This is a genomic window from Marisediminitalea aggregata, assembly GCF_900129565.1.
GTDB lineage: Bacteria > Pseudomonadota > Gammaproteobacteria > Enterobacterales > Alteromonadaceae > Alteromonas > Alteromonas aggregata.
The window spans coordinates 193,247-213,163 of sequence record NZ_FQWD01000001.1 but is presented as its reverse complement, the minus strand read 5'-3'; the positions used below and the strand labels follow the sequence as shown (position 1 = coordinate 213,163).

At 49.4% G+C, this 19,917-nt stretch carries 13 protein-coding genes; 6 read left to right on the top strand and 7 right to left on the bottom strand.

The window, feature by feature from the left end:
* Positions 1–14 precede the first annotated feature (14 nt).
* Together BUB81_RS00915 and BUB81_RS00910 are read right to left on the bottom strand one after the other, a co-directional pair.
* Positions 15–3,260: a M1 family aminopeptidase gene (locus BUB81_RS00915; RefSeq protein ID WP_073316885.1), complete on the bottom strand. Its 3,246-nt coding sequence runs from the start codon at positions 3,258–3,260 to the stop codon at positions 15–17.
* On the bottom strand, positions 3,247–4,110 hold the full coding sequence (locus tag BUB81_RS00910; protein ID WP_073316884.1) for an ABC transporter ATP-binding protein: 864 nt from the start codon (positions 4,108–4,110) through the stop codon (positions 3,247–3,249). Before BUB81_RS00910 ends, BUB81_RS00915 begins: the two co-directional genes overlap by 14 nt.
* A gap of 262 nt (positions 4,111–4,372) precedes the next feature.
* On the opposite strand from BUB81_RS00910, the gene BUB81_RS00905 reads away from it, so the two are divergent.
* The 3 genes from BUB81_RS00905 (at position 4,373) to BUB81_RS00895 (ending at position 8,347) form a co-directional block, all read left to right on the top strand.
* Positions 4,373–5,881, top strand: a complete 1,509-nt coding sequence (locus BUB81_RS00905; protein WP_073316883.1) for a sensor histidine kinase — start codon at positions 4,373–4,375, stop codon at positions 5,879–5,881.
* Positions 5,842–6,591 carry a LytR/AlgR family response regulator transcription factor gene (locus tag BUB81_RS00900; protein ID WP_245819092.1) on the top strand — a complete coding sequence of 250 codons (750 nt, stop codon included), beginning with the start codon at positions 5,842–5,844 and terminating at the stop codon, positions 6,589–6,591. Before BUB81_RS00905 ends, BUB81_RS00900 begins: the two co-directional genes overlap by 40 nt.
* A 235-nt stretch (positions 6,592–6,826) precedes the next feature.
* Positions 6,827–8,347, top strand: a complete 1,521-nt coding sequence (locus tag BUB81_RS00895) for an Hsp70 family protein (protein ID WP_073316882.1) — start codon at positions 6,827–6,829, stop codon at positions 8,345–8,347.
* 17 nt (positions 8,348–8,364) lie between these two features.
* On the opposite strand, the gene BUB81_RS00890 is transcribed toward BUB81_RS00895, so the two are convergent.
* The 3 genes from BUB81_RS00890 to BUB81_RS00880 all read right to left on the bottom strand — a co-directional run bounded on the left by BUB81_RS00890 (position 8,365) and on the right by BUB81_RS00880 (position 13,734).
* Positions 8,365–10,254, bottom strand: coding sequence for a putative bifunctional diguanylate cyclase/phosphodiesterase (locus tag BUB81_RS00890; RefSeq protein WP_073316881.1), 1,890 nt, complete (start codon positions 10,252–10,254; stop codon positions 8,365–8,367).
* 105 nt (positions 10,255–10,359) lie between these two features.
* Positions 10,360–11,553: a PepSY-associated TM helix domain-containing protein gene (locus BUB81_RS00885; protein WP_073316880.1), complete on the bottom strand. Its 1,194-nt coding sequence runs from the start codon at positions 11,551–11,553 to the stop codon at positions 10,360–10,362.
* 54 nt (positions 11,554–11,607) lie between these two features.
* Entirely contained in the window at positions 11,608–13,734 is a 2,127-nt protein-coding gene (locus BUB81_RS00880; protein WP_073316879.1) for a TonB-dependent siderophore receptor, read from the bottom strand.
* Positions 13,735–13,978: 244 nt separating this feature from the next.
* On the opposite strand from BUB81_RS00880, the gene BUB81_RS00875 reads away from it, so the two are divergent.
* Positions 13,979–16,018, top strand: coding sequence for a TonB-dependent receptor (locus BUB81_RS00875; RefSeq protein ID WP_073316878.1), 2,040 nt, complete (start codon positions 13,979–13,981; stop codon positions 16,016–16,018).
* A gap of 27 nt (positions 16,019–16,045) precedes the next feature.
* Positions 16,046–17,167: a PepSY-associated TM helix domain-containing protein gene (locus BUB81_RS00870; RefSeq protein ID WP_073318572.1), complete on the top strand. Its 1,122-nt coding sequence runs from the start codon at positions 16,046–16,048 to the stop codon at positions 17,165–17,167.
* On the opposite strand, the gene BUB81_RS00865 is transcribed toward BUB81_RS00870, so the two are convergent.
* Positions 17,164–18,543 (bottom strand): sensor histidine kinase, encoded by a 1,380-nt coding sequence (locus BUB81_RS00865; RefSeq protein ID WP_073316877.1) that lies wholly within the window; start codon positions 18,541–18,543, stop codon positions 17,164–17,166. The genes BUB81_RS00870 and BUB81_RS00865 overlap by 4 nt on opposite strands.
* Positions 18,540–19,229, bottom strand: a complete 690-nt coding sequence (locus BUB81_RS00860; protein ID WP_073316876.1) for a response regulator transcription factor — start codon at positions 19,227–19,229, stop codon at positions 18,540–18,542. The genes BUB81_RS00865 and BUB81_RS00860 overlap by 4 nt, the downstream gene beginning before the upstream one ends.
* A 201-nt stretch (positions 19,230–19,430) precedes the next feature.
* On the opposite strand from BUB81_RS00860, the gene BUB81_RS00855 reads away from it, so the two are divergent.
* Positions 19,431–19,859, top strand: coding sequence for a hypothetical protein (locus BUB81_RS00855; protein WP_073316870.1), 429 nt, complete (start codon positions 19,431–19,433; stop codon positions 19,857–19,859).
* Positions 19,860–19,917 lie beyond the last annotated feature (58 nt).

The window sequence follows — 19,917 nt, the reverse complement described above, 5'->3', positions numbered from 1 at the left end:
GTTCAAATCGATATCTACAAATCAGTCTCGCCACTTAATAGCAAGGCCCGCACCGCGTTTTGGTGTTCATCAGGTGCTCGCGCTAATAACGCATGAACAAAGTCCAGCGATGTGACGCTGTGGAATCCCGGTTGGTTTTTCGCAAACAGTTCATTCAATGTATCGACAATCACTTTGTCTCCCAGCCGTTCGCGTAATTCAGCGAACACTATGGTCGCTCTGGAATACACATCCGCAGAATGCGTGGCGTCAATAATGGCCTGCTGTGACGTTAACCTGCCACGAAGAGAATACTGATACCGTGTTTTTTCGTACTCAACGAGTGCCTGCATGGCCGATTTGCCAAATCGTTGTTCAATCAGCACCAACTCGGTGTATTTGGCCAATGACTCAATTAAAAATGACCCGTCTTCCTCTACGCCATACCCCAGCGTATGACCAAACCACTGGTGCGCTACCTCGTGCACTGTTCTTCGATAGCGCTGATCAAACCCGGCATCGTCCGCCGGCCTTGCCCTAACGGCGAGTCGGTGTGACATTAAGATAACTAGGGGCAGTGCATAGCCACTCGGGCCGATTTCGGGAATAAATACCAGCGACAAATCAGAGTACGGGTAGGGGATAAGAGTGTTGGAAAACCACTGCAGCGTATCACTTACTGCCAGCTTATGAATGGCATGAGCATCGGAAGACGGTGCGCCGGTTAGCGTGTCTCCCAGTCCAATATAATGCACGTTGACTGAGTGTGTACTGAGTTTAATGACACTGGACAGTGGTGTCTGAATCGATGTCAGCCATACCGGGATGTTGCGAATGGGGGTGACTGTTTTAAATTCCACATACCGACGGCCATCTTGCTGCCATTCGTGTACCTTGGTGCCTTGCGCTACCACACTGTGTGAAAGCGGAGCGGAAACCTTGCTGTGAAGCGTAATCGGACGCGACGAAGGTTTGGTTGTCGGTGGGTGATGGGCAAATGTACTTGGCTGCGCCATGTTGAGTTCGGGTAAGCCAAACTGGAGTCGGGTTTGCTCATCACGCAGCGTGTACTGCCGATTGAAGCCCACATATGGCAGCATTGGAATGGCGCGCAAATAGCTGAATTCTGGTAACAGCACCTGATGACCTGCGGGGAGCCACAGGCGTGCGCCGTCCACCAGTATAGAGGCGTGCAGTGTTATGCTGTCTTTCGGCATAAGCGGGGCTGCCACGGTAAATACGTATTGGTGTAATTGCGTATCCTGAAAAGACAGGTTAGCGCCGTCCAGCGTTAATGTTTGTGGGGTAAAACCCGGAAAGCTACCAATTAAGATCTCTGTAATGGGGCTGGTAGTTACGTTGGTTAATTGCATGTCCAAAGACAGTGACGCCTGACGAGCTTCAGGGTAAAAATCCACTTTGGCATCAATATGCGTAACAATAGGTTGCGGAACAGCGTCCCAGTGTGCGAATTGTTTTTCATAGTCGGCGCGCAGTGCGTAACGTGCATCGGCAGACATCTGCGGCTTTTCGCTTTTCAGTAGCAGGTGAAAGGCAGATACCGTGCATACCACCAGGCCCGCTATAAGAAAACCGGCAACCGGTAAATGTCGCCACTTCACCAGTGACAGGCCAGTGCCACGATGACTCATGATGATTGCTAATCCCAGCGCAGACAGCGTCAAAATGACCCACACCAAGGCGTAGGGGGCAAACGTGGATGCACTTCTTGAAAAGCCAATCAATGCATCAAGGGGTTGCAGTGGCGTACCGGCAAAGTCCAGAAGTGGGTGAGATATACCGGCTAGGTTAAGTACCGGCGTGAACTTCACGATCAGCAGCAGTAGTCCGACTACGCCAGCTGTCAGAGAGTGACGAAACAGATGATGTAGTGCCAGGCAAAACCAGCCAAACAACAAGACGGGAGCGCCTCCCATCAACAACACTAACCAGTAGGTACCAGCCTCAATTGCACTCGACGACAGCAACTGGCTGGTTGCGGTAGCCAATGCTGTAGTCACAAGCAGGATACACCAGGCAACGAACAACGTAGCTGCCTGCGCCAGGATAAGTTGAACATTGGTAACCGGCGCGGCGGCAATGAGTTCTGCGACGCGATGACGCTGGTTTTCCCAACCGAGCTGCCAGCTCCACAGCGCCATTAATACGCAGCCTGCGAAGGGCAGAATATCCCAGGCAACGCGATTCAGCGCATCGCTACTTTGCGGTGTAATAACCGCGCCAAACTCCGCGTAGTCAATGCCTGCCAGCACTTCTGAAAACACGGCGCCGCCATAAAACAGTATGATGAACACAAAGATACAGTTGTGAATAACAATACTGCACATCCCCGAAAACAGGGCCCCAAACGGGGAGTAACGCCATTGCTGCACTATGTCTGGAATCAGTGTGTTTGAAAGCACTTTGTCTGAGAACACAAGTCGGCGAACCTGTGTTAGCGCCGCTGAAAACAGGCTAAACACCTTGAATAGCCCTGTGCTTGAAGGCGCGGTAAACAATATTTGCGATGGGGCAGATAAAGTGCGGTGAATAACAAATGCGGATATGAAAAGCCAAATCAAACGGTTGGTGACTATTCCCATCGACATGGCCCACTGGGGGGCACCGGATTGGTACTGGTCGAAAACAGCCGTAAAGCCAAGCGGGTCAAATAGCAGCATAGCCTGATACAGGATGGGGTTGAGAATACTGCTACCTGCCAGCACAGGTGAGCCGGTAATTGAAGCGAGCATGACATAGCCTACCCAGCACAACGCAAACAGCGCATAAATCGTCAGCGGACTTTTGGCAGATTGTGCTGCGTACAGGGCGAGCGAACAGTAGAGAACGCAAGCGGGCAGAGTTAACACCAGCGCATTCTTTAAGCCGGTTAGCAGGAGTATGGCATCAAACGACCCATAAAAAGACAATACCAATAGTTGCAACGAGGCTGAAACAAAGCAAAGCAGGATAACCAGACTTAACAATCCCATGAGCTGATAATATCGCCGTTTACGTTCATTGGTGGGCGTCGCCGCTGTGAGTTCCTGCATCTGGTAGAGTTGCTCGCGCATGAGTATGGCAGGGGTGAGGGCGCCAATCACAATCGGCAGCGTCATCATGAGCACGGTAATATTTACCAGAGTGAGGCGTTTTGCCAGTTGTGCATCGTCTACCGACAAACCTTGCGTCAGTAGTACCGATAATCCGGGCAACCCAAGCAGACATAACCAAACCACTGGTTGGCGGCAGTACAGTCGCCATTCATTAATGAGCAACATGGCTTTTCACCTGTAGGGCTAATTTATAAAAATACCGATCTTGTAGGGTGGCGTTAACTAATACTGCATCCGGGGTGGGTTGTTCGTCATTAAACAATCGCCACACTGGCTGACCGCAATGATAATGCTCGCCCAGCAGCACACCTCTGTCGGGCTTGGAGGCGCTCTCCCACACTTTGTTTTCCATAGGCGAAATCAGTGAATGCATGGCACCGCTGTCAACAATGCGCCCTTGCATCATTAGTGTGGCGTGGGGGCAAAGGTGTTCAATGTCTTCCACAATGTGGGTAGACAGTAACACCAGCTTATTTTTGCTCAGCGAAATGAGCATACCGTGTAAACGTTGTCTTTCTTGTGGATCCAGTCCGGCGGTCGGTTCATCCATGATCAGAATGCGCGGGTCGCCCAACAGCGCCTGCGCGATGCCAAAGCGCTGACGCATACCGCCCGAGAATGTGCTTACCCGTTTGCCGGCATGCTGAGTCAGGTTTGTGATGCTGAGCAATTCATCTATTTGGGACCGAGCCTTCGATCGAGATATGTTTTTGAGCGCGGCTATGTGATGTAGCAAGGCTACACAGCTCATGTGAGGATACACCCCGAAAGACTGTGGTAAATACCCCAGTTGCTGGCGCAACAAGTGAGGCGATGCCAGCACACTTGTGCCGTTAAAAAGAATGTCGCCGCTGTCCGGCGTTTGCAGACAGGCAATAGTGCGCATCAGGCTTGATTTACCTGCACCGTTGGGGCCGAGTAAGCCCACCATACCTGACGGGAGTGTCAGTGACAGACTGTCGAGGGCGACTGTCCCGTCGGCATAGGTTTTACTAACTTGTTGTAATGAGAGCATCGTGTTTACGTCCCTGGTGTAAATTACCCGGTTACTTTAGAGCTAGCTTGCAGAAAGGGGGAGCAATGAATGACTAACGTGCGGAATGGGGTGACAACCGTATAGTTTGTTGTAATTATCCTTGCATGCAGGGGGATGGCTGGCGGAATTTTACTTTCGTCATCAAATTGCGTAGCTTCGTCATGCAAAGCGTGAGCTGATGGCCAACGTGCTGCAAACTACCAGGAAATGTATTGGCAACGTGTGGCATTGGGAGCGAATAATGACTGTTGAATTACGCAAAAACGGGTTGCTGTTATTACCTGTTTTGGCGGCCGTGCTACTTGAAGCCTCCATTCGTTTTGTGTCTTTCCGAACACCTGATCCGCTTTTGCTGCTGCATACACACGGCCAGCTTCTGTTAGAAATGCTGCCCTTTTTCATTGCTCATTATGCGGCATGGCACAGTCACAGAATAAAAGCACTGCTGTTTTGGCTGGCTGGTTTCGTAGGGTACCCTCTGGCGGCGACGGCATTCGCCCATCACAGTGCAACGTTTAATGACTGGCATTTATTGGGTGGACAGGGATATATGCTGGCTGCCGGAGCCAGTGGCATGTGGTTTTTACATCACCTGCTCGGACGGGTTACTCAGGGTGCCAGCAGCTGGCTGTCGACGCTGCTGTCTCTGGACACCATGGTGGCTGTTTGTCTGGTGATCTGGACATTTACCATGGCAGGTGTGTTTTTGCACAATGTGGACCCGATGATCAACCAACCTCTGGCAATGATCATTGACTTCGCTCAGATAGTAAACGAGTTGCCCTTGTTTACGCATTATTTCTGGCAGTTCGGTGTAATGGCCGGCGCTTTATTTTGTGTGTATTGGTTTAATCGTTACATCCTGATCCGGCAATTGCTGGCTGTGCATGGCATAGTGCCATTCCTGGCTGGTTGTGTGGTGTTTATTCTGGTTTTCAGTCCGCCCGTGTGTGCCTTGTTGCTATTAATGCCACTCAACAATGTCGCCGAATTTACCTTGATTCCGTCTGAAAATCACAACCCGTTCGACCCTTTTAACTACCAGCTGACATTTTGGTTACTGGTATTCAGCGCGCCGCTTATTCTGGCATTTGAGCGTCAGTCTCAAGGCGCTAAACTGGCGGCGATTGCTCAGCAACAAACCCGCACTGAGTTACAATTATTGCAACAACAGGTGAATCCCCATTTTCTTTTCAATACGCTAAACAATCTCTATGCGTTGTGTCTGGAGCAGTCTGAGCAGGCTCCGGAAATGGTAGAAAAGCTGGCAGGGCTACTGCGTTACACCGTGTACAAGGGGCAGTTGGAGCGGGTGTCTCTCAGCGAGGATATTGGCTACCTTCAGGACTATCTGGCGCTACAACGGATGCGTTATACCGCAGACTGCCAATTTAACTGTAGATGGCCTGAAAAGGCCGAAGACTGGTCGATACCACCACTCATGCTGATTATTGTATTGGAAAATGCCTTCAAACACGGCATTGAAAAAGCGCCTAAACCCTGTGAGCTTACGTTGTCTGTCACCCTGCGAGACAATACGCTGGTGGTTGAATGTATGAATCCGTTACCACCCGCATCCCAAGCTGCAATCGATACGCGTACTTCAGATGCGCAGGGTGACAGCGGGTTAGGGCTGGATAACCTGAAACGCCGCCTGGCCTTGCAGTTCCCGCAGAAGCATTTGTTGGTCAGTGAGGCGAAGGGAGACGTATGGCACACCCGTCTGGAAATGGAGCTGGCACCGTGTTAGATGTGTTAATCATAGACGATGAGCCACTGGCGCACCGGGTGCTGTTGCACCATCTGGCTAATCACGACGATATGCGAGTGGTAAAGCAATGCTATAACGCAACGGAAGCCTTAGCCTGGTTAGCATCAAATCAGGCCGATCTGATGCTGCTGGATATTAACATGCCCATGTTAAATGGAATGGCGATGTTAAAGGTGCTGGCTAACCGGCCGCAAGTCGTCATCGTTAGCGCCTATCAGGAATATGCGTTCGAAGGATTTGAACTGGATGTTACCGACTACCTGCTCAAACCGGTCAGTGGCGAACGACTATCAATGGCGCTGGACAAAGTTCGCCAGCGCGCGGCTTCCGACCAGGTACCTGCGGCCTCTCAAACGGTTTCTGAACTTATTCCCGATCACATTGTAGTAAAAGTCGAACGCGAGCAACGGCGTATTCTACTCAATGATATTTGCTACCTTGAGGCATACGGTAACTATGTGAAAGTGTGGCTGGGCGACTCAATGTTATTGGTAAACAGCACACTTAAAAAGCTGGTGGCTGCGCTTCCCGAAAGCGCGTTTACGCAAATTCATAAGTCCTACGTTGTGCATAACCATTGTGTAATAGGCAAAGATTCGGACTCAGTGCTGCTGGCCAATCAGGTCAGGCTTAAAGTCGGCAAATCCTTCAAACCCGTGTTGGGGCAATTGTTAACCGGCTCGCTATAGGGGGTAATAGTCCTTCGCGAAACCCGGTATTTAAGACCAGAAAAGGCGATTGCAAGTCGCCTTTCTATAACTTTCCGTTAATTCCCGTGTGGTGATGTCGTCAATATTGACGTGGGAAAACAGAAAAATGGATTGCACTTTATTGTTAGTCAGTCATGATCCCCCGCAACAATGACAAAGTACAAGCACGCACTCTCAAACAGAAACGCGTTAATCTAAGTAATAAAGGCAAATCATGGCGGCAATAGGTATTGATTACGGTACGTCTAATTCGGAAGTGGTCTTCTTTGACGGTAATCATCACTCTCATGTAAAACTCGATCCTCAGGTAAAAGACGGGAATAAAATTCGCTCGTCGATTTTTATATATTACCCGGACGAATTGCCCACGCCGCCAGATGAGATTGTTGAAGCCAAAGTGGCACAGCTACAGCGTACTATCGGTGAGCAAATCGAAAAAGAAAAGCAACGTTTCTATGAAGCTCAGGATCCCAACGAACAGCAGGTTTACAGCGACAGGATAGAAAGCCTGCGCGGTCAGTTTCACGACCGCCCGGGGCTACAAAAGCGCGCCATTCAATTACTGCTAAAAGACCTCACCGTTCAGGATTTGTCGCTTAAGCAGTTAGTGGAAACCGGTACCTTTGCCTTTGGTGAAGAAGGCTTCAGACGTTTTCTGGCTACACCGGAAAAGGGACGGTTAATCTATTCACCAAAGAACTTCCTGGGGGCTAGCCTGGACAGCCAGCAGCAGGAAGCGTTTGTTGGCATGATAGCCAAACAGCTTGGTTATTTTCGTGAATGTGCAGAAGCACAGCTTCAGCAAGCCGTCGATACGGCGGTCATTGGCAGGCCGGTAAAATTCCACGGAACACGTGGCGAGACCGGCAATGTGCAAGCGATCAATATCATGCAGCAAGCTGCAGCATTGGCCGGGTTCAAACATGTTAGCTTCCTTGAAGAGCCTATCGCTGCTGCCTACAGAATTGAGCGCACGTTAGCAACAGAAACCACTACGCTGGTGGTAGATGTGGGCGGCGGGACAACCGATATTTGCTGTATCCGATTAGGCCCTGAGTCAGCGCAGCCAGAACAGCACAACAACCCGGTACTGGGTGTAACGGGCAAACGTCTGGGCGGCATGGAGTGCGATAAAAACCTGGTGTTAAAAGCCATTGCGCCGCATCTGGGGCAAGGACTGTCGATGCAAAATGGATTACCTGTGCCACCCACCTATTTTTCTGATATGTGCGCCGTGGATGATATTCCCAAGCTCACTCGTTTCTTTTCAGACGAATACGGGCTGGAAATCATGCAAACCAAGTCGATTGTTAAAGAGCCTGAATTACTTGAGCGACTGCTGATCATTCAGGAAGAAAAGCTCTCGGCCAGAGTCGTGAACTCGGCGCGGATGGCTAAGGAACTACTGTCGTCGAAAGCGCAAATTACTTTGCCTTTGCCGTACATAGAACCAGACTTCAGTATTAGCATCGACAATCAAATGTTAGCTCTGTCCATGAAATCCTGGCTAAGTAAGGTGATTCGTTTAATAGAAGAATGTCTGGCTCAAACCGACATAAAACCAGAGGTAGTTATGATCACCGGCGGCATGAGTTTGTCTCCTATTCTGCGTGACACATTGTCTAACGGGCTACTGGCGGGGTTACCGCTGCTCGAAAATGACGCGTTTAACTCTGTGTGTGAGGGGCTGGCTATTCAGGCATGCAGAGTAAGTTGCGCTGATACGCCACGATAAAAGCCTGCTGGAGCAAATTAGTTACGCAACTTGTCAGTGATTTCCTGTTCATTTAACGGTTTGGACCAATGGTATCCCTGGCCCAACTGACAGCCCATTTCAATCAGCATCTGTTTGGTCGCTTCGTCTTCGATACCTTCGGCAATGGTGTGCATACCCAGGCTGGAGGCCATGGTGATCATGGCCTGAACAAGTGGCACATCATTGTCGTCACTGGTGAGAGGGTGAATGAATGAACGGTCAATTTTTAACGTAGAGGCGTTAAATTTACGCAAATAGGCCAAGTTTGAATAGCCTGTGCCAAAGTCATCAATGGAAATTGTGATACCCATATCGGTTAACGCGGATAGCTGTTGCAGAATGGCTGACGACTCATTTAAAAATAACGATTCTGTCAGTTCTAACTCTAATGCCTCGGGTGGCAGTTTTGCTGTAGCTAACGCTTCTTCCACATAGCTTTTCAGCATGCCATCATTAAATTGCAATGCCGAGATGTTCACGGCAATGCGTAAATCCGAGTGCCCTCTTTCTCGCTGAGAAGCACAAAATAAACAAGCTTGCGCAATTACCCAACTGCCCAGTGTATTTATTACGCCGGCACTTTCAGCCAAAGGAATAAACTTGTCCGGCCCTATCATACTGCCGTCGCTTTGTGGCCAGCGTAATAACGCTTCCACGGAAGCTGTGCGGCCGGTGTGGAGGTCAATGATGGGTTGGTAATACAGCTCGAAATCCTTATTGGCAACGGCACTGCGTAGCTTTTGGAGCAGCGTAAATCGCTCTTCGCTATGCGCATCCTGCTCGGGGGCGTAAAAACAATAGGTATTGCGGCCATCGCTTTTCGCTTTGTACATCGCGATATCTGCTTTGCGACAAAGTTCTTTAAAATGCTCACCGTGTTGCGGGGCAAGGGCAATGCCGATGGACGACGACACTACTACGCGGTTCTGCTGCACTTCAAATTCTTTGGCGCACTCCGCTAATAAAGTATTCACGAACTGGGTCAACGACAAGTGATTGTTCTGTTCGTTTGTGAACGGGGTCAGCACCAAAAACTCATCGCCGCCAAAGCGGATCAGGTACTGATCTTTACTCAGCAAATTGCTCAGCCGCGCAGCCAGTTCTTCCAATAATATGTCACCGGCAACATGCCCTAGTGCGTCGTTCACAGGCTTGAAGTTATCCAGGTCTAAAAACAACAGCGCCAGTTGTTTGTTGGCTTTACGCAAGTCCTTCAACAAGCGCTGAAACAACTGTTCTCCGTGCAAGCGGTTCGGCAACTGAGTGAGCGGGTCATGGTGGGCAAGATGCTGGATCTGTTTACGACTCAACTGCACCTCATCGTGTTCTTTTTGTAAGGACAGCATGAGCTGTTTGATATCGCGCACCAGCACATACACGCTGAACCCGGTAATAACAAAAATGACCTGCACAAATATCAGGTGCTCCCAGCTTAATTTGGGGGTACTTGGAACAACATGACCACTCAAATTAAGCCAAACCAGCACAGAGCATTGAACAATAGTGAGGGTCAGTAATGTGCCAAAAAGGCCGACGCCACCCAATATAGCGGCAAAAATTAACAGACAGGGATAGCCAATAATTGCTATATCAAACAGCCCGGCACCAACGAGGGCCAGCGCAAATAACATGGCCGACATAGCGCTTAATAATACGAAAGAGGAGGCCTGAACCTTGTGTCGGTAGGCCAGTAAAAATGCCACAAGAAGGGAGATTAATCCACTGGCAAAAATAGTAAACGCAACACCGCGGGCAACCAGCAAAGAAGCCACTAATCCCAGTGCGCTGACTGCACAAATTTGTAATAACCGATGCCGGCGAACCTGCGAGAGCGATTGTGCAGAGTTCACTTCAACGACATTGTACAGCTCATCGTTGTTGTCCATGTCCAAGGCCTGTCAATGTAGTCTGTGTACTATAGCACCTGAAAATACATGCCTCTATATGCGCTGGCATATCATTATGGTGCAACTGTATACCTAAAACGAAAGCTACAGCCCTGCCAGCGTAGAGGCGGTGAGTACAAGACCTGTCACTATTAGGGCAAACGACACCAACGCGCCGACTTTCATAGAGGTGATACCTGCGCCAATAACAGGCAGTAATGGTGGTGTTAGACCCCGTCGCCATTTGCGAATTCGATGGGCATACACAATGGTGCCGGTGACACACAGGCTGGTAAGTACCAGACCGAAAGCAAAGTACAGACTTTTGCTCCAGTACCCGCTCCAGGTACCGAAATGCAGCGGGTCCGCGGCTTCGGATATACGCGCATGCACGGACAGTTGGCTGCCTTCACGTGTTGACAACAGTGCACCGCTAACCGGGTCGATTATCAGGTTATTTGCCCGGTCGCGAACCAGAATATGGCCTGCCTGGCCGTCAATGCGAATTGGCTGGCCTGGCTTAACGGGCAGAAACACCGAGGTGATCCGCAAATCTGGTCTTATTGCATGAGCGTGATTGATGGCTTTTTCGAATACATCAGGCTGAACCCGCACGGCAGTCTCTTTTGCTTCCTCAGTGGTGACGGGGGCATTGTCTGGATAACTGGCAGCTAAGCCGTATTTCTCAACAAAATACCACAGCCCGGTTACGGCCATGATGGCCAGAAGCCAACTGCTCCACAAGCCGGTGAGTCTGTGTAAATCCCCCCAGAACACCCGTAGGTTATGTTGCCGGGGTAACCGCCATAGACCTCGCCACCACTGTGGGTGCAGCACGAGTCCGGAAATGAGGGACACACACAATAAAAAGGCCGTGGCAGACACTATAGTCAGCCCAATATTTAGCGGCAGCATAAGGTGGCGATGCAGGCGGCGTAACGTGGTTTGCCAGTTAAACCATGCGCCATTACCGGTGTATTCATAGGTATCGGGCTTGAAGAAAACGCGGTAGCGCTGTGCATGTTTGTCGATCAAGATCGCTTCGGCGGCAAAACCATTATGTAGCGGGGCCGACAGTTGATAGATGCGATCGCCATTGGCGACGTTCAGCACGTTGCGATAATACGCTGGCCAGTCTAGCGATTGGTTGGAAGCAGGCGCACGGATTGCCGGGTTGCTTAACCAGTCAAGCTCGTGTGACAACACCGCCAGAGTGCCGGTGAACATAATGAAACACAAAAACACAGCCAGCGGAAAACCCGCGTAGCTGTGCCATTTGTACCATGTCTGTTTATTCATTGACTGCTAACGTCCGTTTCAGCCAGCTAACAGGTTGCTGTTGCACGAAAAGTATCAGAAATCGTAGCTAAGCTGCACTACAACCTCGCGAGGCTCGCCAGGGAAGTGACCATTGCGTTCGCTAAAGCCGCTCACTGCATACACTTTGTCGAACAGATTTTTCACGTTTACGCTAAGGAGCAGGTCATCCCAACGGGTGGTCCAGCTGGCATCAAACACGGTGAAGGGCTTAACGCGCTGGCCATTAAGACTGATTTGCTCACTCACGTAATCCACACCCATTGCAAACGATGAATCAATTGCTGCAATGTCGTAACGCGCCCAGAAGCCAGCCTGATGGCGGGGGGAGTTAGCGAAACGGCGGCCATCGTAGGTGTTGCCGGTGCTGCCACTTACCACCAGGGTGTCGTTGTAAGCATAGTTTGCTGTAACACTGATGGTGTCGGTTACGTCACCTACCAGAGTAAACTCTGCACCATTACTTTCAACCAGACCAAAATTGATTAGTGCCGGCTCAACGTCGTCGTTAACACCTTCATCGTAGTCAGGGTTGTTAATCACCAGGTTTTCTTTGTCGATTTGATACACCGCCAGCGTTGTCATAATACGGCCATTCAGCCAGGCTTGCTTTATACCCAGCTCTACTTGTTCACCTGTTTCCGGGGCCAGCGGCTCTGCACCTGCGTTTTCAAAGTCTGCCGGCTCCACCGGGTTAAAGCTCTGCGAGAGATTCAGATATACCGTAGTAGCGGCAGATGGCGTGTAGATCAGGCCTGCGCGAGGCGAGATGTCTGTGTCTGAATACTGGGTGTCGGTATCCATGCTTTTTTCGTCAAAGTGGTCGAGTCTGGCCCCTAGCATAAGCGCCCATTCTGGCGAGAATTGCAGTTTATCCTGCAAGTAAAGACTGGCACGTTCACGCTTCAACCCATCGCGATTCATATTGGTCAGGTTGTATCTACTCGGATCGGTTTCGCCGTAGTTAGGGGTAAAGATATTCAGGTTTGCAACGCCGTCGGCTTCATAGCGAGCACGGTAGTAGTCGTAGTCAGTTTCGACATTATGATAGTCACCGCCAAACAGGAACTGGTGATCGATACCGGCTGTTTCAAAGTCGTAAACAAAATCAAGCGTCAGACTTAGCTCGTCATTTGCACGGTACTGTTTGCGGTATTCGCGGCGGATAGTCTGGTCATCAATATTGGCAACGCCATCACCATTTACGTCTACCCAGCTGCGCGACTCGTGATAGGCCTGCTCGCGCTCGTTATCCAGATAACGGAGGGTACCGTTGAAGGTAAAGTTGTCGCTAAAATCGTGTTGCAAATTAGCTTGTAATACCAGCGCTTCAAGGTCCTGATAATCTACTTTTTCATTGGCGTTGTAACTGCGACTCACCAAAAAGTTACCATTGTCGTCTACCGGCACACCACGCAACCGGTTGCCGCCCAGGTTTTGCACTATGTAGTCGTAAGTCGTTGTAAGTTGGGTACTGTCTCCCAGTACAAACAATGCACCGCCAGCTAACTCAATGTTTTCAGCGTCTGCATTGTTGCGAAAGCTATCCTGAGCTTCATAAAAAGCGCCGAATCGATACGCCACAGAGTCTGTAATTCCACCGGTAAACTCGGCAGAGGCGCCTGCCAGTGAAAAGTTACCGCCTGTCACTGTGACATTGCGTCGTTCGTTAAAGGTGGGTTGGCGACTCACGTAATTGATCATACCACCCGGTTCGCCACCCCCATAAAGTGCCGCAGCGGGTCCTTTGAGCACCTCGACGCGTTCTACGTTAAATAATTGTGGCACGCTAAAACCTGAGAAAGGGTCCCCCCGAACACCGTCATAAAAGACGTTGGCATCATCGCGAAAACCTCGGAACGTGATGCCGGAGTAGCTGAATTCACTGACACCTGCGATTGAGCGGTATAAATCGGTGATGTCTCGCGCCGCCTGGTCAGCGATAAGCTGGTGAGTAAGTACTTGCACTGACAGTGGAATGAGCATGATGTCCGAGTCGGTTTTTGTGCCCACCCGGGTGCTGCTGTCCAAATAAAACTGCTGAGCACGCCCGGTCACTTCTATGGTTTCAATATCAGATTCTGTTGATGTGTCATTAGCATAAGCGGGTTGAGCGGTGCTAAGCACAGAAAAAATAGCAATCGCGATGGCGGAATGGCGCATTGGTAGTCCTTGAAGAGTGATTTTTATACGATAATGATAACTATTATCATTATCGTATAAAATACGGGTGTCATTCAACCTATTAATACTGTTGTTCGCATGCCATTGTTGGCTTTTCAGACGAATTACGCGGCCTTTTGGGTTGGTGGTCAGAATGTAACAGTTGTAAAAGTACTGTCCTTTGTTTAGCAGTAAGATGAGAATGCTTCTTATTTGTAAGATGTAGAGTCAGAAGGACATTCCCTTGAAAAATTTAGTATTAGCTGGTGCTGTGTGTTCACTGGCGTCAGGTGCTGTCGCCGCAGAATTGGATACCAACGAAGAGCAAAAAGCCATTGAGCATATTGCTGTTGTGGGGGCATCTACCAATTTGAGTATCACTGCGCAGGATATCGAACAGTTTCAGGCCAATGATTTAGCCGATGTATTCCGAGAGTCTCCGTCTGTTAGCGTGGGTGGCTCTGTGGGCGTTGCCCAGAAAATCTATGTACGCGGTCTTGAAGACGCCTATCTGAATGTCACTGTTGATGGCGCACAGCAAACCTCCACACTGTTCCATCACATTGGTCGTGTAACTCTGGACCCAGACTTATTAAAGCAAATTGACGTGCAAGCCGGTGCTGGTGAGGCGACCAGCGGGCCCGGTGCAATTGGCGGCTCTATTCGGTTTAAAACCAAAGACGCGCAGGATTTATTGGCGGATGGTGAGCAGTTCGGTGGCAAGGTAAAAGCTAGCTACTTTTCCAATGACGGCACCCGTTACAGCGGGAGCCTTTACGGCAACCTTTCGGACACCTGGGGACTATTGGGTTACTACAGCACCGTCGACCGCGATGACATGGAAGACGGCAATGGTGATAAAGTTTACGGCACCGCCGCTGATCAGGACTTATTGTTTGTAAAAGCAAGCGGTGAACTTGCCAAGCATCACTACCTGTCTCTTAGCGTTGAGCAACGTGAAGAAGAGGGTGCGTTTTCGGCCCGCCCAAACTGGGTTGTGCTGGAAGGTGCACCGTTATACCCGAGTAAAGCATCACGTGACACCTATGTTGCGAATTACCGTTGGGAACACAGTGCGTTAGGGTTCATGGAAGCAACTGCCTACTCTACCAGTTCAGCATTTCGAGGCGGCCGATTCGACTGGCTGGCTGATATAGACACCGTGGGTTTTGACATCCGAAATACTCAAGAAACGACAGACCATACTTTTGTGTACGGGACCGACTATCGCAAAGATGAGGTTCAGAGTGGCCCGGCAGACGGCGCGGTACAAAATTCTGAAGAGAGCAGTGTAATTGGAATATATGCGCAGGCGCATAGCCAAATAACGCCTGCACTATTACTTAGCTACGGGCTGCGTTATGACAGCTATGACTTCCAGCAGCAGATTTTGTTAGAAGAGTACTACGGCACTCCCGTGACAGACACAGCCGCGGGCTTGGATGACAATGAAATTAGCCTGAATGCTGGCTTATCCTATCAGTTGTCTGACGCCTGGACACTTGGTCTTGGGTTTGCTCAGGCCACCAGAGGCAAGGAAATTGGCGATGGTTTTACTATTGATGAGTACCTTTACGATGGCGAAGATATTCCGGTTGTGGCGGGCGATCTTACACCTGAAAAAGTGACCAATATCGAAGCTTCTGCTGCATACAGTGCGAATAATCTGGAAGCCCGGTTTAGTGTGTATCAGTCTGTAATCGACGATGTGATCTTCAGCGGTTATCCAGGTAATGCGGTTTATAATAATATTGGCGAACTGGAATCGTCGGGCGTTGAGATCAACCTGGCATACCGTTGGGAGTCAGTTGATATTTATGCCGGTTTTTCCAGTGTCGATGTGGCGCTTTCACCACGTAGCGACTTATATAGCGTTCCTTACAAAACCATCCATGTAAACGGATATGAATTTGTTGGTCTTGGGAACAGCCGGGGTAATACCTGGGTACTGGGTGCCGACTATCAGGCTACGGCTGCAATCAGCGTGGGAGTCAATTTAACTTACGTAGATGATATCGACATAGATACCCTGCATCAGGCATTGGAAAACGGTTGGACAGATGCCTTATATACGTTGAATAAAGCGGGTTATACCTTGTTTGATATCTACGGCAGTTGGGAAGTGAGCCAGTCGTTACAGGTGAACCTGGCGGTAACGAACCTGTTTGATAAGCTTTATCTCGACCATTCCAGTGTGGGTGATTACAGTGAGGTCTTTGCCAGTGTCAGAGGGCCTTATGAAGCTGGCAGAGATATTCGCCTGTCGGTTAGCTATGCGTTCTAATTCACAGCTACCTGCACAGTGAAAACTATGTCCTTTAAAAAGTGGGTCTTCTCGACCCACCTGACGGTTGGGTTGGTAACCGCGATTTTTATTTTCCTGATGTCGGCAACCGGCGTGTTGTTAACGTATGAGCGTCAGTTTAAAGAACTCAGCGAAATGACTTATGGTGTCGACCCTGACTTAAACGCGGTTCGCCTGAGTACGGATGACGTGGTTGCTACGCTGCAACGTCTGCACCCTGATGAGCCTCATATATTTGTGCGCTGGGTTAACCGAGAGGGTGCTGCGATTCCGGCCTGGGCTGGCATGCACAGTTATTTACTGCACCCTTACACCGGTGAGGTATTAAGAGAAGGTGAAGGGATAGTCGGTGAGTTCTTTCATATCGTCACTGATTTACATCGGTATTTATTGCTCGAAGGCGAATACAAAGTCATCGGTAAAACAGTGAATGGTTATGCCAATCTCGTGTTTCTGTTTTTACTTATTTCGGGCATTTATTTGTGGTTGCCCAAACGCCTTTCTGTTACACACTTGAAAAAAGTAGCCTGGTTACCTAAGCAGTATATGAGTCGCCCTCACAAACACCGCCAATGGCACCTGGTGTTTGGCATTTGGAGCTTACCGGCACTGTTGGTGATTGCCTCTACCGCCACTTTGTTTCATTTTAAGTGGGCAAATGTGGCGCTGTATAGCGCGTTTGGTGAACAGGTACCAGCGAGAGAACGGCATCCTGAGCCTGAGAATCTGGCTGGTGATCTTGTGTCATACGAGCAATTATTTGGTTTGGCAAAAACACATGCAGACGAAAATGGCTATCAGGACTGGTACTCCATGTGGATGGAAATCGGTAAGCAGACCCATGTCGCGCGCTTCTATATCGACAAGAGTATTGGGCATCGACAAGAGCTGGCTTATTCACTGTACCTCGATACCCGCGATGCCAGCATAACCCGGGTACTGCGAAAATCAGACTGGTCTGCGGGCGGACAAGCATGGGGAACTGCGCGCTTTTTACATACCGGTGAATACTTCGGTTTTGTTGGCCAGACAGTGGCGGGGTTGGTTTCACTACTGGCCTGTATACTGGTGTATACCGGCACCGTGCTTGCCTACCGGCGTTTAGTGCCCTTGGCAAAAAAGCGCTAGACGGGTAGCAAAATTTGCATTTTCAGGCCTTGCTTGTTGCCGTGTGAATCTGTGGTGTTTGAGGCGTGAATGGTGCCGCCAACCGCGGTGATTTGACGTTGTGCCAACGCCAGACCGAGCCCGAACCCCGCTCTTTTTTCGCTATGCGTCGAGGGTGCATTAGACGAGGAACGGGCTTTATCCACCCGGAAAAACGGTTTAAAAATATCCGTTAGCATGTCGTCAGGCACGCCTTTCCCTTCATCACTAACAACAACCGAATAATGATCCAAGGTGCGCTTTAGCAGCACGCTTACTTCGCCCTCTGCAGGGGTATACCTGAGTGCATTGCGAATAATGTTTTCAATTGCCTGACCCAAAGCCAACTGACTACTGTTGGTTATCGGCGCAGTGTCGGGTAACTGACAACTGAGAGTATGATGGGGGTATTCAAAGCGCGCATCATCACAGATCACGTTTAATAGTTCTGTTAAATCGAAATTGTCAGAGCGTAAGCTCGGTAATTCGGTGTCCAACCAGGCGAAGGTCAGTGTATCTTCCGCCAGTTCCCGCATAGTCGCAGCTTCGTAACGCAATCGCTCTAATGCTTGCTCAGGGCTGATCCCTTGCTCAACAAAATCCAGCGCCATGTCGATTCGAGTCAGCGGTGTACGTAACTCATGAGACAAATCAGCCAGTAAACTTCGCTGGTTTACAATCAGGCTACTGGTTCGCTCTGCCATTTGGTCGAAGGTATTCGCCAGTCTGGTGAGCTCATCATTTCGTCCGGACAGTGCAGGCGTCACCCTGACATCGAGCATGCCTTTACTAAAATCATTGGTGGCTTTTTCAAGCTGCTTCAAAGGTCCCATTACATGTCGGTACAGTAAATAGCTGAGCGCACTTAGCAATATCAAAGGAAGAGCGATTTGCAGTAACAGGCGCACCGTCATAAGCATACCTCCGGGTCGCATTCGCTGAGGAAGCTGAATAAGGAAGTGAGTGGATTTGTCGACAAAAGGCACTTCCATCACCGGATTTTCTTCAAAATACAAATGAATCTTCCACTCCGGGCTGCGGCCATATTGAAACCGCTCAATAAAAGCCGGCAGCATAGTGGTGCCAGCAAATGGAGTAATATCTGAGCGGACAACCGCTACCCAGGTTTGCTCGGTTGCTTGAAGTGTTTCTATATACTTCGCTAGCGCCTCTTCGCCTTCGTTTATGAGGATGTCTTCTGCTTTCTTCCCATAATCGAACAGCTGTTGCTGATAGTGCTGATCGATAAAACTCATGCTGGTTTCGGTGTGGTTAGTGAGCCAGTCGATTGCCCAGAATAACAATACCGTACCCAGACCAATAAACGTGCATAAACGCCAGAACAGTTTATTTTTCATTGGAATCGATAGCCCTTGCCATGCACAGTCGCTAATCGATCAGCCAGCATACCAGCGTCTACGAGTTTCTTGCGTACGCGGCTTAAATGCATGTCCAGGCTACGGTCGTACCGACTGAACGGGCGGTCAAGGACGCTTTGATACAAGAACGCCTTGCTGAGCACTTCCTGTTGATTCTCGACCAATACCCAGAGCAATTTAAATTGAATCGGTGTTAATTCCACTTGTTGTTCATTAAAGGTCACACGTTGTTGCACACGGTTCAGCAGTAATTGATCAACTTGCAATACCGCACTTGATTGCGGTGGCGAAAGACTGGCTTTACTGCGTCGAAGCAATGCTTCAATGCGCAGCATCATTTCGGTAAAATTGAAGGGTTTCGGCAAGTAGTCATCAGCCCCTTTTCTGTACCCCTCTATTCGTTCCTGTTCGGCACCTGAAGCCGTAATCATCATCACCGGTGTTTGCTTGATTTGTCGAAGCTGATTGAGCAAAGACAGGCCATTTAACGAGGGCAGCAGGATATCCAGAAGGATTAAATCAAAGCGTTCGCGAAGGGCGGTAAGCAACCCCTTCTCACCGTCAAAACACTGCGAAGTGTGGAAGCCCTTTTCGGTGAGCAAACGGGAAACCTGATTACTGAGTGTTACGTCATCTTCGATTATGAGTATGCGGGTATTATTCATAGGAGTTCCATCACCGAATTTTTATTGATGATAATAATTGTTATTTGCGTTTGCAATGGTCGTCGAGGCAAATGGGCAAGAGATTTCAGGAATATTTCAGGTTTTTGAGAGGATTTTCATGCCGGGCTTTTTTACTTTTGCACTGTCATTTTTAGTAGTGAGTGACTGTGAACCTTAACAAAATCAAAGTAAGGAAAGACCATGAAAGGTAAATTTAACGCAATGCTCGTCATCATCTTTGGGCTGTGTTTTTGTGCATCGGCTCAGGCGGCAGATAAAGTCAGGGAAAATGTAGATTACGTGTACGTCAGCGCTTATTCGGTGAAGTCGGGGCATTACGAAGAAGTGAAAGACATCATTCTGAATAACCTGATACCTGCATATAAAGCTGCAAAGCTTCCCGTGCCCACCGTTTATTTCATGTTGACAGGTGGCGTCCAGCTTACGATTATTTTTCCCAACCCACGTGGGCCGATTACGCTGTCGTTTGAAGAGACTATGGAGCAACAGGCTTTTCGGTCAGCTTTGGTCGACATTGTTGGTAGCAAAGACGACGCAATGAAAATGCTAAAACGGATCTCAGAGCTGGTAACCGATGTTGAATATAACTTGGCTTTCAAACACAAATAAAGGTATTTGCAGGTCGCGAAAACCGGCAGAGTTCTCTGTCGGTTTCTGTTTTGTGAAT